Source organism: Bacillus sp. B1(2022), from assembly GCF_040259625.1.
GTDB lineage: Bacteria > Bacillota > Bacilli > Bacillales > Bacillaceae > Bacillus > Bacillus velezensis.
In genome coordinates this window covers 109,878-123,964 of the sequence record NZ_JANIFO010000006.1, presented here as the reverse complement: position 1 = coordinate 123,964, position 14,087 = coordinate 109,878, and the positions used below count along the sequence as shown (strand labels likewise).

General features: G+C 47.8%; 11 protein-coding genes. 9 read left to right on the top strand and 2 right to left on the bottom strand.

Annotation, left to right across the window (positions count from 1 at the left end):
- Nucleotides 1-6: 6 nt before the first annotated feature.
- From NQS30_RS12450 to NQS30_RS12430, 5 genes are all read left to right on the top strand, one after another.
- Nucleotides 7-1,095 carry a toxic anion resistance protein gene (locus NQS30_RS12450; RefSeq protein ID WP_007609246.1) on the top strand — a complete coding sequence of 363 codons (1,089 nt, stop codon included), beginning with the start codon at nucleotides 7-9 and terminating at the stop codon, nucleotides 1,093-1,095.
- 111 nt (nucleotides 1,096-1,206) lie between these two features.
- Nucleotides 1,207-2,409, top strand: a complete 1,203-nt coding sequence (locus NQS30_RS12445; protein ID WP_025284192.1) for an MFS transporter — start codon at nucleotides 1,207-1,209, stop codon at nucleotides 2,407-2,409.
- 382 nt (nucleotides 2,410-2,791) lie between these two features.
- The gene (gene opuAA / locus NQS30_RS12440; RefSeq protein ID WP_003156640.1) at nucleotides 2,792-4,048 is read left to right on the top strand and encodes a glycine/proline betaine ABC transporter ATP-binding protein OpuAA; all 1,257 of its coding nucleotides are present in this window, start codon (nucleotides 2,792-2,794) and stop codon (nucleotides 4,046-4,048) included.
- Nucleotides 4,049-4,897, top strand: a complete 849-nt coding sequence (gene opuAB, locus NQS30_RS12435) for a glycine/proline betaine ABC transporter permease subunit OpuAB (RefSeq protein WP_003156639.1) — start codon at nucleotides 4,049-4,051, stop codon at nucleotides 4,895-4,897.
- On the top strand, nucleotides 4,897-5,778 hold the full coding sequence (locus NQS30_RS12430; RefSeq protein ID WP_007409051.1) for a glycine betaine ABC transporter substrate-binding protein: 882 nt from the start codon (nucleotides 4,897-4,899) through the stop codon (nucleotides 5,776-5,778). The genes opuAB and NQS30_RS12430 overlap by 1 nt, the downstream gene beginning before the upstream one ends.
- A gap of 34 nt (nucleotides 5,779-5,812) precedes the next feature.
- Here NQS30_RS12430 and NQS30_RS12425 read toward each other — a convergent pair whose 3' ends face one another.
- On the bottom strand, nucleotides 5,813-6,934 hold the full coding sequence (locus NQS30_RS12425; RefSeq protein ID WP_043021497.1) for a M20 peptidase aminoacylase family protein: 1,122 nt from the start codon (nucleotides 6,932-6,934) through the stop codon (nucleotides 5,813-5,815).
- A gap of 133 nt (nucleotides 6,935-7,067) precedes the next feature.
- On the opposite strand from NQS30_RS12425, the gene NQS30_RS12420 reads away from it, so the two are divergent.
- From NQS30_RS12420 to NQS30_RS12405, 4 genes are all read left to right on the top strand, one after another.
- Nucleotides 7,068-8,501: a YfcC family protein gene (locus NQS30_RS12420; protein WP_007609251.1), complete on the top strand. Its 1,434-nt coding sequence runs from the start codon at nucleotides 7,068-7,070 to the stop codon at nucleotides 8,499-8,501.
- Nucleotides 8,502-8,592: 91 nt separating this feature from the next.
- Nucleotides 8,593-9,081 (top strand): DUF6773 family protein, encoded by a 489-nt coding sequence (locus NQS30_RS12415; RefSeq protein WP_007409054.1) that lies wholly within the window; start codon nucleotides 8,593-8,595, stop codon nucleotides 9,079-9,081.
- Between the two features lie 229 nt (nucleotides 9,082-9,310).
- Nucleotides 9,311-11,290, top strand: coding sequence for an alpha-amylase (gene amyE / locus NQS30_RS12410; protein WP_124692602.1), 1,980 nt, complete (start codon nucleotides 9,311-9,313; stop codon nucleotides 11,288-11,290).
- A 269-nt stretch (nucleotides 11,291-11,559) separates the two neighbouring features.
- Complete coding sequence (locus NQS30_RS12405; RefSeq protein ID WP_011996292.1) at nucleotides 11,560-12,513, top strand: L-lactate dehydrogenase; 954 nt, start codon at nucleotides 11,560-11,562, stop codon at nucleotides 12,511-12,513.
- A 41-nt stretch (nucleotides 12,514-12,554) separates the two neighbouring features.
- On the opposite strand, the gene NQS30_RS12400 is transcribed toward NQS30_RS12405, so the two are convergent.
- Nucleotides 12,555-14,087: an MDR family MFS transporter gene (locus tag NQS30_RS12400; RefSeq protein ID WP_218791477.1), complete on the bottom strand. Its 1,533-nt coding sequence runs from the start codon at nucleotides 14,085-14,087 to the stop codon at nucleotides 12,555-12,557.

The following is a 14,087-nucleotide window of genomic DNA, read 5'->3' as shown; positions in this document are numbered from 1 at the left end:
ATAAACATGACAGAAAATCAAAATCCGCTTGTTCTTGATAAAAATGAAGAGATTTCTGAACAAAAAGCAGATGACATCAGGGTGCAGCTGCGCCAAGACCCTGAGGTGCAGCGCATTTCACAGCAGATTGACGTGAAAAACCAAATGGAGCTGCTTGAGTACGGAAAAGAACCGGCAGTTGAAATCTCGAAGTTCTCCGACCGCATCTTAAATATGATGAAAACAACAAGTGTCACGGATTCAGGCACAATGCTGACGCAGCTCGGAAAAATCATGGACCGTTTTGACAAAAATGATTTCGATGAACCAAAAGGATTTCTCGCTAAAATGTTCAAACGCGGCAACAGCATGATTGAAAAGATTTTTCAAAAGTACCGCACCCTGGGCGGAGAAATTGAAAAAATCCACGTCGAAATTTCAAAATACAAAGATGAAATGGCAAAGACGAACCATACGCTGGAAGAGATGTATGAAAACAACATTAACTACTACATGGAGCTTGAAAAGTATGTCGTTGCCGGGCAGATGAAGCTTGAGGAAATGCAGGCGCTCATTCCTTCTTATGAAGAAAAAGCGGCCGGCGGAAACCAGCTTGCGCAAATGCAGCTTGATACGCTGCGTGACGGGCTTCAGGCGCTTGAGGAACGTGTCTATGATTTAGATATGGCGCGGATGGTAGCGCTGCAAACGGCGCCGCAGATCCGCCTCCTTCAGCGCGGAAATACGAAGCTCATCGGGAAAATCAATTCCGCTTTCGTCATTACGATTCCGATTTTCAAAAACGGCATCATTCAGGCTGTCACAGTCAAACGGCAAAAGCTTGTGGCTGATTCAATGAGCGAGCTGGACCGCCGCACGAATGAAATGCTGAAGCGAAACGCTGAAAATATTTCAAACCAAAGCGTGGAAATTGCCCGTATGGCAGGCCGTCCGAGTATTGACATTGAGACGATTGAAACGTCTTGGAATACGATTGTCAGCGGTATGCAGGAAACGAAACAGATCGAAGAAGAGAACAGACGTATCAGAGAAGACGGCGCGAAACGGATTCAACAGCTTCAGGATAATATTAAAAACGCAGTCTTAAAGAATTAACACACCCCGCTTGCTTACGGCAAGCGGGATTTTTTTCGAAAAAGATAATGACAATGTGTAAAGACAGGTGTAAACTTATACGGTAATCATTTTCGATTTGAGGTGCTGCTTATGAACAAACAACCTGCCGTCACTCCGCGAAAACTTCTGGCGATTGCCGGAATGGGCTGGCTGTTTGATGCGATGGATGTCGGAATTTTATCGTTTATTATCGCCGCGCTTCACACTGATTGGAATTTAACACCCGATCAAATGAAATGGATCGGAAGCGTCAATTCCATCGGTATGGCAGCGGGCGCCTTTGTATTCGGAATGCTGGCCGACAGGATCGGCCGGAAAAAAGTGTTTATGATCACGCTGTTATTCTTTTCTGTCGGAAGCGGCATATCCGCTTTCGCAACGGGATTGACGGTTTTTCTCATATTGCGTTTTCTGATCGGAATGGGGCTTGGCGGGGAACTGCCTGTCGCCTCAACGCTCGTGTCAGAAGCGTCCGCTCCCGAAAAGCGGGGACGGATCATCGTGCTGCTTGAGAGCTTTTGGGCCGCGGGCTGGCTTCTTGCGGCGGTGATTTCCTACTTTGTCATACCGTCATTCGGCTGGCAGGCCGCGCTGCTCTTAACGGCGCTGGCCGCATTTTATGCGCTGTACTTGCGGAGAAGCCTTCCGGAATCACCGGCGCATCAGGCATTGCCGCAGAAAAAAAGCATACGCGGGCAGGCGGGAAGTGTCTGGACGAAACCGTATATCCGGCCGACGGTGCTGCTGTCTGTCGTTTGGTTCTGCGTCGTCTTTTCATATTACGGCATGTTTTTATGGCTGCCGAGCGTGATGCTGATGAAAGGCTACAGCATGATTGAGAGCTTCGAATACGTCCTTCTGATGACACTTGCCCAGCTTCCCGGATATTTCTCTGCGGCGTGGCTGATCGAAAAAGCGGGGCGGAAGACCATCTTAGTCATCTATTTGCTCGGAACGGCGGGCAGCGCTTATTTCTTCGGTGCCGCGGATTCATTGGCCATGCTGCTCACAGCGGGCATGCTGCTGTCCTTCTTCAATCTCGGCGCATGGGGCGTGCTTTACGCCTATACACCGGAGCAGTATCCTGCGGCGATCCGTGCGACCGGTTCCGGCACAACGGCGGCCGTCGGCAGAATCGGCGGCATTTTCGGTCCGCTTCTCGTCGGATCGCTTGCAGCCCGGAACGTTTCGTTTACAGTGATTTTCGCCGTCTTTTGTGCGGCCATCCTGATTGCCGTCATCACCATTATTATTCTCGGAAAAGAAACGAAACAGACAGAGCTTGCGCAATGAGCACCCTTTTGGGGTGCTTTTTTTAGTGAGCGGTCTGTTGACAGACCTATATTTTTCCTTAATATTCCTTATTTTTAGGAGGGGAAAACTTCTTTTTTCAGGACAATGTCGCGAAAAAATTCTTGTTTTTGTAAAAAAAGGATAGGAAGTCAGTTTGCAGCACATTCGGTGGAAACGTTCTCAAGCCTGATAAAAGCCCGGTTTCCTTTATAATTTATCCTCAATAAGGAGGATTAGAGAGTATTTAGAAGCATACCAGAGGAAAATAAGACACAGGGATGTTTTTAAAGTAATGATACAAAATAAAAAGGGATTATGATGTTTGTTTGACTTATTACAAACGTGTTACGGTATTAAAGATTGCTTATTATGGAGGGAAAATATGAATTTGGATGAGAAACCAATTAAGATAAAAGTCGAAAATGTATCTAAGGTTTTCGGAAAACAGACAAAAAAAGCCATTCAGATGCTGTCCAGCGGAAAAAACAAAAAAGAGATCCTGAAAGCAACCGGATCAACCGTTGGTGTCAATCAAGCAAACTTTGATGTATATGATGGGGAGATATTTGTCATCATGGGTCTATCGGGGAGCGGTAAATCAACTTTAGTTCGGCTGTTAAACCGGCTTATTGAACCGACTGCCGGGAATATTTATATTGATGGTGACATGATAACAAATATGTCAAAAGACCAGCTCCGGGAAGTGCGCCGGAAAAAAATCAGCATGGTCTTTCAAAAATTTGCACTGTTTCCGCACAGAACGATTCTTGAAAATACGGAATACGGCCTGGAGCTTCAAGGCGTCGACAAAAAAGAGCGTGAGCAAAAAGCGCTTGATTCGCTTAAACTTGTCGGTCTTGAAGGCTTTGAACACCAATTCCCAGATCAGCTCAGCGGAGGAATGCAGCAGCGTGTCGGACTTGCCCGCGCATTGACGAATGATCCTGACATTCTTCTGATGGATGAAGCTTTCAGTGCGCTTGATCCGCTGATCCGCAAAGACATGCAGGATGAGCTTTTAGACCTTCATGACTCTGTCGGCAAGACGATCATCTTCATCACGCATGATCTTGATGAAGCATTGCGCATCGGCGACAGAATCGTGCTGATGAAAGACGGTAACATCGTTCAGATCGGGACGCCTGAAGAAATTCTGATGAGCCCGTCCAATGAATACGTTGAGAAATTCGTTGAGGACGTTGATTTATCCAAAGTTCTGACAGCGGGCCACATCATGAAGCGCGCTGAAACCGTGCGGATTGACAAAGGGCCTCGTGTAGCGCTGCAGCTCATGAAGAATCTCGGTATTTCTTCTATTTACGCCGTTGATAAACAGAAACAGCTTCTCGGCGTCATTCACGCGGCGGATGCGAAAAAAGCGGTGGAATCCGACTTATCGCTTCAGGATATTTTAAATACTGAATTTACGACTGTGCACGAAAGCACATACTTGACGGAAATTTTCGATGTCGTGTCTGATGCGAATATTCCGATCGCCGTCACGGACGATAAGGACCGCATGAAAGGCATTGTCGTAAAAGGCGCATTAATCGGCGCGCTTTCAGGAAATAACGATTATATAAATGTTGAAGATTCTGCTGAACAAGCTCAGGATTCTTCTGTTCAGGGGGTGAAGTAAATGGACAGATTGCCTAGAATTCCGTTAGCAGATATCGTTGACCGGTTTGTTGACTGGCTTACCATGACGTTCGGAGGTTTCTTTGACGGAATCTCAAACGGTTTGGCCGCTTTCGTAAACGCGATTGTGAGCGGTTTGGGTTTCATCCCGTCTATTTTATTGACTGTTATTTTTGCAGCTCTCGCTTGGTGGATCAGTACGAGAGGAATTGCACTCTTTACGTTAATCGGATTCCTTGTTATTGATTATTTGGGCTATTGGTCGCCGATGCTGCAAACGTTGGCGCTTGTCGTCACATCTGTTTTGATTTCCATTATTATCGGGGTTCCGATCGGCATATGGGCGTCTCAGAAAGAAACGGTCCGCCGCATTGTTACACCGATTCTGGATTTAATGCAGACCATGCCGGCTTTCGTGTACCTGCTGCCTGCGATTTTCTTCTTTAATATCGGGGTTGTGCCAGGCGTCGTGGCATCTGTTATTTTCGCAATGCCTCCGACGATCCGCATGACGGTTCTCGGTATTAAACAAGTTCCGGCTGATTTGATCGAAGCTACGGAAGCATTCGGTTCAACGACGTCTCAGCGTCTGTTCAAGGTACAGCTTCCGCTTGCCACAAAAACAATTCTTGCCGGTATTAACCAAAGCATCATGCTTGCTTTATCAATGGTCGTTATCGCGGCCATGGTCGGTGCGCCGGGCCTCGGTTCTGAAGTATACAGCGCCGTGACACAGTTGAAAACCGGTGTCGGAGTGGAAGCGGGTATCGCGATCGTCATCGTAGCGATTACACTCGACCGTATCACGCAAAACATTAAAGTGAAGAAGAAGAGCAGGGGGAATGCCTGATGCTTAAGAAAATCATCGGTGTCGGCGTTACCGCTGCGCTGGCTCTTTCTTTGGCTGCCTGCGGTTCGCAGACTGATGGTAAGGCAACGGCTGCGGACCAGGTGAACAAAACCATTATCGGTATTGATCCGGGATCGGGGATCATGGCCCTGACGGATGAGGCCGTGAAGGATTACGGATTGAAAGACTGGAATGTCGTCACGGCGTCAAGTGCTGCCATGACGGCGACATTGAAGAAATCATATGACCGGAAAAAGCCGATCATCGTAACGGGCTGGACGCCGCACTGGATGTTCTCCAGATACAAGCTGAAGTTCCTTGATGATCCGAAAAAAACGTACGGAACTGCCGAGCAGATTCATACAATTACAAGAACCGGCTTCAGTAAGGAACAGCCTAACGCGGCCAAAGTTCTCAGCCAGTTCAAATGGACGCAGGACGATATGGGAGAAGTCATGATTGCCGTTGAGGAAGGCGAAAAGCCGGCCAAAGCCGCAGCTGAATATGTGAAAAAACACAAAGACCAAGTGGCTCAATGGACAAAAGGCGCCCATAAAGTTAAAGGGGATAAAATCAACCTGGCTTATGTGGCGTGGGACAGTGAAATCGCAAGTACGAATGTAATCGGAAAAGTATTTCAAGACCTCGGCTATGACGTGAAGCTGACGCAAGTGGAGGCGGGACCGATGTGGACTGCTATTGCGACAGGCAGCGCGGATGCGTCATTGTCTGCTTGGCTTCCGAATACCCATAAGGCATATGCGTCTAAATATAAAGGCAAATATGAAGATGTAGGAACGAGTCTGACAGGCGTCAAGATGGGTCTGGTCGTTCCTCAGTATATGAAAAACGTCAATTCAATTGAAGATTTGAAGAAATAACGAAGAAAAGCAGCCCTGTAACGGGCTGCTTTTTTTATGCTTCAAACGATTTGAGGACGGCAGCCGTTAATATCTCAACGCCAGTAAAGATGGCGCTTCGGTCAAATGTCATTTGGGGATGGTGAAGCCCCGGCTCCAGACCGCATCCTAGGCCGAGCATCGTCGTTTTTAAGTTCGGCACCTTTAACCCGTAAAAATGAAAATCCTCTCCTCCGGTTGTCACAAGAGGTTCATCCACATGTTCTTCTCCGAGAATGCCGCTTATCGCAGATGCCATGATGGCTTCCGCCTCTTTGTTTCGCTCGGCTGCCGGGAGGCTGTGTTCTTTTTGCAGTTCGATTTTTGCGCCGAATGCGGCAGCCGCCGCCTCACAGGCTCTTTCGGTTTCGGCGGTTAATTTCTCCATGGCGGCATTGGTTTGTGCGCGGAGATCAAGGCTGAACGATGCTTTTCCCGGAATGATATTGGAACTCTCACCGCCTGCCTGAAGCTTTGTCATCTTCACGGAATGCGGGATGCCGGGATCAAGATGAATGAAGCTGAGTTTTTGGACGAGAAGAGCGGCGATTTCGATACTGTTAAGGCCGAGATGCGGTCTCGCGCCGTGGGCTTCTTCTCCGATAATCAGGCCTTCTATATGCTGGCTTGAGCCATGCAGAATGGACGGTGCGCATCGGCCGTTTGCCGTTTCCTGTACGGGGCGCACGTGCACGCCGTATAAGAAGTCAACATCATCCAGTACGCCTTTTTCAATCATTTTCAGCGCTCCGCCGCCTTTTTCTTCAGCCGGCTGAAAAATAAAGCGGATGGTGCCCTTCGGAAGTTTCGGCTGACTCTTTAAAAGCATCATCGTGCCGAGCGCCATCGTCATATGTGAATCATGTCCGCATGAATGGTTCGCCTGAAAGACACCGTCCACTTCCTGCCACAGCGCGTCAATATCCGCCCGGACAGCCACAACGGGCGAGCCTTCTCCGATTTCGCCGACAACACCGGTACAATCATCAAACGTGCGGGTTCGGCAGCCGGCCTCTTTCAGTTTTTCAGTCAGATATTCAGTTGTTTGATATTCTTTCCAGCTTACTTCGGGATTGGCGTGCAGGTGGTCAAAAATATCCATAATGACTTGCTTTTCATGCGCTGTGAGTCTGTTCATGCCGTAAGTCCTCCTTCAAAAGCTGTCTGTTTTTTATTTTTGATATTGAAAACAGGCAATCGGTCTGTATATAATATAGCACATATCTGTATTTTCTGAATAGTTTATAAATTTAAAGCGGGATGGTGATGTTATGGCTGTGCCGAAGGCCGAACCTGTATTGAAAAAGAAGAAATTGTTTGTGATGCCTGATGCTTATGTGCTGCTGTTCATTGTCGCTTTACTATGCGCGATAGCGTCGTACATCGTTCCCGCGGGGGAATTTGACAGGGTGACAAAGGGCAGTGTGACGTCCGCCGTCCCGGGAAGCTATCATTCTTTAGACCAGTCTCCTGTCAGCCCGATCGCTTTTTTTACCGCGATTCAGGAAGGGATGACAAGTTCTGCGCCGATTATTTTTTTAATCCTGTTTACGGGCGGCACCATTGCGATTTTGGAGAAAACGGGCGCCATCAATGGATTGATCAGTAATGTCATCAGTACGTTCCGCACAAAACAGCTGCTGTTTATTGCGATTGTCGGATCTCTATTTTCGATCCTCGGCACAACCGGCATCGTCGTTAATTCCGTGATCGGTTTTATTCCGATCGGCCTGATCGTCGCCCGCTCGCTGAAATGGGACGCCGTGGCCGGAGCGGCCGTCATTTATATCGGCTGCTATGCCGGGTTTAACGCGACGATTTTATCACCTTCACCGCTCGGGTTATCACAAAGCATCGCGGAGCTGCCGCTGTTTTCCGGTATCGGCCTGCGGATTGCCGTCTACATTTGTTTTCTGTTATCATCTATTTTATATATTTATCGGTATACGAGAAAACTCAGAAAAGCAAAGGACGCCAGTCTGCTGGGGAACGATTGGTTTCCGGCGGCAGGTTCACTCCCGCAGGTTTCTGAGCCGGAGGACAAGCATGTCCCGTTTACCGTCCGCCATAAATTGATTCTGGCTGTTGCGGCTTTGTCGCTTGCCGGCTTTTTATACGGCGCGCTTACTCTTGGCTGGTCTGATTCAGAGATGGCCGCCGTGTTCATTTTTATCTCAATCGTGTCAGGCCTGATTGCGGGAATGGCGGCAAATGATATCGCAAAAACGTTTATTACAGGCTGTCAGGGGCTCGTTTACGGTGCGCTGATCGTCGGAATGGCGAGAAGCATTTCCGTTATCCTGGAACATGGAAAGCTGCTTGATACGGTAGTCAATGGACTAGCGTCACTGCTGCACGGTTTCAGCCCGATGGCAGGCGCCATCGGAATGTATATTTCCAGCGCCCTGCTTCATTTTCTGATTTCATCGGGCTCAGGGGAGGCGGTCGTATTTATTCCGATCTTGGCGCCGCTTGCCGATCTGATGGGCATCACGAGACAGGTCGCGGTTGAAGCGGTCATGCTCGGAGAAGGCGTCGTAAACTGTGTCAATCCGACTTCCGGCGTGCTGATGGCCGTACTTGCTGCCAGCGGCATTCCGTACGTAAAGTGGCTTCGCTTCATGATTCCGCTGGCGCTGATTTGGTTTGTCATCGGTCTCGTGTTTATCTGCATAGGCGTCCTGATCAATTGGGGTCCTTATTAACATTTTTGTCAATGATATTTCGGTTTATCATTATGAATCGGCAAGATATAATGGGAGTTGTAAGCCATTCTTAATAGTACGGGAGGAAGTCATGAATCAGCGTCGGAACGGACTTTCAAACGTGAATGGAAAGAGTGAGAGTGTGAAAGAGAAAGAACGAATGATTTGGTCAGAAGTCGGAATGCTTGTGGGCACACTGTCTTTGCTTGACATCATCGTACGCGGACTTGTTCTGAACTGTCCGTTTAGGGAATGGGCCGGTAGCTTGGCGGTTTTCTTCATTATAATTGTTTATTATTGCATCAGGGCGGGAGCGTCGGGAATGCTCATGCCGAGAATAGACACCAAAGAAGAACTGCAAAAGCGGGTGAAGCAGCAGCGGATAGATTCAATTGCGGTCACTTTTGCGGTAGCGGCGATTACGATGTACGACAGGGGGTTTCCCCATACATTCTTTGCTTGGCTGAAAATGATCTTTCTTTTTATCGTCTGCGGAGGCATTCTGTTTCTGCTTCGGTATGTCATTGTGAAGCTGTCTTACAGAAGAGCGATAAAAGAAATAAAAAAGAAATCATCTTGACAGGTGGTTTCTTTTTTTGTTCGAAAGCGGGAAGTCTTTTTAATTGATAGGAATATAGATTTGAATTCACTCTGCCACGTTGCTTTGATAGAGAGTGTGTGATAAGTTGAAATGTAAGCGTTGACAGAATTCTCCAGTCTTCACAACAGTTGAAAGGAGCTGAAGAAAGAGTAAGAGGAATTTTTGACTCCGCAGTCAGTCTTCAAAAATCAAATAAGGAGTGTCAAAAATGTTTGAAAAACGATTCAAAACCTCTTTACTGCCGTTATTCGCCGGATTTTTATTGCTGTTTCATTTGGTTTTGTCAGGCCCGGCGGCTGCAAACGCTGAAACTGCAAACAAATCGAATAAGGTGACCGCGTCATCGGTCAAAAACGGGACCATCCTCCATGCATGGAATTGGTCGTTCAATACGTTAACACAAAATATGAAAGATATTCGTGATGCGGGCTATGCAGCCATTCAGACGTCTCCGATTAACCAAGTAAAGGAAGGGAACCAAGGAGATAAAAGCATGAGGAACTGGTACTGGCTGTATCAGCCGACATCGTACCAAATCGGCAACCGTTACTTAGGCACTGAACAAGAATTTAAGGACATGTGTGCAGCCGCGGAAAAATATGGCGTAAAAGTCATTGTCGATGCGGTTATCAATCATACTACCAGCGATTATGGCGCGATTTCTGACGAGATTAAGCGTATTCCAAACTGGACCCATGGAAACACACAAATTAAAAATTGGTCGGATCGATGGGACGTCACTCAAAATTCATTGCTTGGGCTGTATGATTGGAATACACAGAATACTGAGGTGCAGGCATATCTGAAACGTTTCTTGGAAAGAGCATTGAATGACGGAGCAGACGGGTTCCGCTATGATGCCGCCAAGCATATAGAGCTTCCGGATGATGGGAATTACGGCAGCCAATTTTGGCCGAATATCACAAATACATCGGCGGAGTTCCAATACGGAGAAATCCTGCAAGACAGCGCGTCCAGAGATACAGCTTATGCGAATTATATGAATGTGACGGCTTCTAACTACGGGCATTCCATCAGATCCGCTTTAAAGAACCGTAATCTGAGTGTGTCGAATATCTCCCATTATGCATCTGACGTGTCTGCGGACAAGTTAGTCACATGGGTGGAATCACATGATACGTATGCCAATGATGATGAAGAGTCCACATGGATGAGTGATGACGATATTCGTTTAGGCTGGGCAGTGATTGGTTCCCGCTCAGGAAGCACGCCTCTTTTCTTTTCCAGACCTGAGGGCGGAGGAAATGGTGTAAGATTTCCCGGAAAAAGTCAAATAGGAGATCGCGGGAGCGCCTTATTTAAAGATCAGGCGATCACTGCGGTCAATACATTTCACAATGTAATGGCCGGGCAGCCTGAGGAACTCTCGAATCCGAATGGGAACAACCAAATCTTTATGAATCAGCGCGGCTCAAAAGGCGTTGTGCTGGCAAATGCGGGATCGTCTTCTGTCACCATCAATACTTCAGCGAAATTACCTGACGGCAGGTATGATAATAGGGCCGGCGCCGGTTCATTTCAAGTAGCGAACGGCAAACTGACAGGTACGATCAATGCCAGATCGGCGGCTGTTCTTTATCCTGATGATATTGGAAATGCGCCTCATGTCTTTCTTGAGAATTACCAAACGGGGGCAGTCCATTCTTTCAATGATCAGCTGACGGTCACCCTGCGTGCAAATGCGAAAACAACAAAAGCCGTTTACCAAATCAATAATGGGCAGCAGACAGCATTTAAGGATGGAGACCGACTAACGATCGGGAAAGGAGATCCAATCGGCACGACATACAACATCAAATTAACCGGAACGAACGGCGAGGGTGCAGCGAGGACCCAAGAATACAAGTTTGTTAAAAAAGACCCGTCCCAAACCAACATCATTGGCTATCAAAATCCGGACCATTGGGGCCAGGTAAATGCTTATATTTACAAACATGATGGAGGCAGGGCCATAGAATTAACCGGATCGTGGCCGGGGAAAGCCATGACTAAGAATGCAGATGGAATGTACACGCTGACGCTGCCTGAGAATGCGGATACGGCCAACGCCAAAGTGATTTTTAACAATGGCAGCGCCCAAGTGCCCGGACAGAACCAGCCCGGCTTTGATTATGTGCAGAATGGTTTGTATAACAACTCCGGTTTAAACGGTTATCTTCCGCATTAATGGATAGGGCCATCATCACATCATCGTGCCGGCAAACCCCCGCTTCTGGGAAAGGAACAGCGCGTCTTCAATCACGCTGAAAAGATGACAGCATCCTAAAACGGTTCCGTTTTAGGATGTTGTCAACAATCCGGAAACCATCACCGATATTTTTTTGTCCAAAAATCAAACTTTTCTCTTGCAAAAGTTTGTGAAGTATTGCACAATATAAATGTGAAATACTTCACAAGATAAAACAGACACCACGAAACACTGGAGGATGAGCATACATGATGAACGAACGAGTGAACAAAGTAGCATTAATCGGAGCAGGTTTTGTTGGAAGCAGTTATGCATTTGCGTTAATTAACCAAGGGATCACAGATGAGCTTGTGATCATTGATGTAAATAGAGAAAAAGCCATGGGAGATGTCATGGATTTAAATCACGGAAAGGCATTTGCGCCTCATCCGGTCAAAACGTCTTACGGCACATATGAGGATTGCAAGGATGCCGATATCGTGTGCATCTGTGCAGGGGCCAATCAAAAACCGGGCGAAACGAGACTTGAGCTGGTCGAAAAAAATCTCGCCATTTTTAAAAGCATTGTCGGTGAAGTAATGGCAAGCGGATTTGACGGCATCTTCCTCGTTGCCACAAACCCGGTCGACATTCTCACTTATGCGACATGGACATTCAGCGGGCTGCCGAAAGAACGCGTCATCGGCAGCGGCACGACACTGGATTCTGCGCGATTCCGTTATATGCTGAGTGAATACTTCGGAGCCGCTCCGCAAAACGTACACGCCCACATTATCGGCGAGCACGGCGATACCGAGCTTCCTGTATGGAGTCACGCCAATATCGGCGGAGTGCCGGTGCAGCAATTGCTGGAGAAACATGCAGCTTACAAGCAGGACGAGCTGGATCAGATCGTTGACGATGTGAAAAACGCGGCCTACCATATTATCGAGAAAAAAGGCGCGACATATTACGGAGTGGCGATGAGCCTCGCCCGCATCACAAAAGCGATTTTGCGTAATGAAAACAGCATTTTAACCGTCAGCACATATCTGGACGGCCAATACGGTGTAAACGACGTCTTTATCGGCGTTCCGGCCGTCGTCAATCGGAACGGCATTGCAGGTGTGACGGAACTTGAGCTGAATGAAACAGAACAGGCTCAATTCAGCCGCAGCGCAAATGTGCTGAAAGATATTCTCGCTCCGCATTTCGCAGAGTAAACAAAAAAGCAGTACATGACAAACGCCATGTACTGCTTTTTTTAATTCGCTTTTTTCGCCATTTCCTGAGAGGTTTTTACTCTCGCTTTTCCCATAAACAAAATGGTAACGGCCGCAATGGCGATCGGCGTCAGCGCAAGCGTAAATACATATGTGATGCTTTGCGACATGGCGTCAATAATGCGATCCAGAATGTGCGGCGGAATATGAGCGCGCGTGCCGGCCTGGAAAATCTCCTGCGGATTTCCGATGTTCTGCATCGCGCCGCCCGCTCCTTTCATGCCGCTGAATGAATCTGTGAGCTTGTTGGTAAACACATTCGTCTGGATGGTTCCGAAAATCGTCACACCGAGCGTCATACCGAATGATCTCAAAAACGAGTTTGTTGAGTTGGCGCTTCCGCGGTAACGCGGCTCCAGATCGTTCATGGACGCAGCCGGCAGCAGTGAGAAGTTGAAGCCGACGCCGAATCCGGAGATCAGCATGAATACCGTCAGCATCGTACGCGCCGTATCCGGTGTCATATTGGAAAGCAGCAGCATTCCGATAAAGAAAGCGACCACGGAAATCAGCATTAAAGTGCGGAACCGCACTTTTGTCTGGAAAATTCCGCCGATCATACTTCCGATAACAGAACCGATCATCATCGGCGTCAAAATAAAGCCCGCGCTTGTCGCGGTGCTTCCGTACACAGCCTGAACGAAGATCGGGATAAACACCGCTAAAATGACGAACGTGGCTCCGTAAAGGAACGCCAGAATCTGTGCCGTAGCAAATAAACGGTTTTTAAACATCCAAAATGAGATAATCGGTTCTTCCGCTTTTCTTTCCACAATAAAAAAGGCGATAAAGAACACGGCGAACACAGCGAACAGACCGATGATCTGCACGGAGTTCCAATCATACGTTTTTCCGCCGAGCTCAAGAGCGAACATCAGACCGACAATGGAAACCACCAGCGTGATTGCGCCGGCCCAGTCGATTTTCTGCTTCTTGTGTTCAAGGGATTCTTTATAATAACGAAGAATGAAAAACAATGATAAAATACCGATCGGCACGTTGATGTAAAACACCCAGTGCCAGCTGATGGAGTCGGTAATGAGCGCGCCTAAAAGCGGCCCGAGAACGCTGGACAGGCCGAAAACGGCACCGAACATGCCCGACATTTTTCCGCGTTTTTCCGGCGGAAATAAATCAAAAATGATCGTGAAGGCGATCGGCATCAGCGCGCCTCCGCCGATTCCCTGAATGACGCGGTAAATAATGAGCTGATCCATTGTTTGGGCGATTCCGCATAATGCAGATCCGATTAAGAAAAGAATAAGACCGAATAAAAAGAAGCGTTTCCGTCCGTACATATCGGACAGTTTTCCGTAAATCGGCATACCGGCCATAACGGCTACCATGTATGATGCTGTCACCCACGCGAACTTATCGAAACTTCCGAGGTCCGCCACGATATTTCCCATCGCAGTGGCAACGATTGTATTATCCATAGCCGACATTAAAATGCCCAGCAAAAGACCGATGACGACAAACTTCGTCGAGGCGTCCTTCGCGGCTGTTTGTTCCAT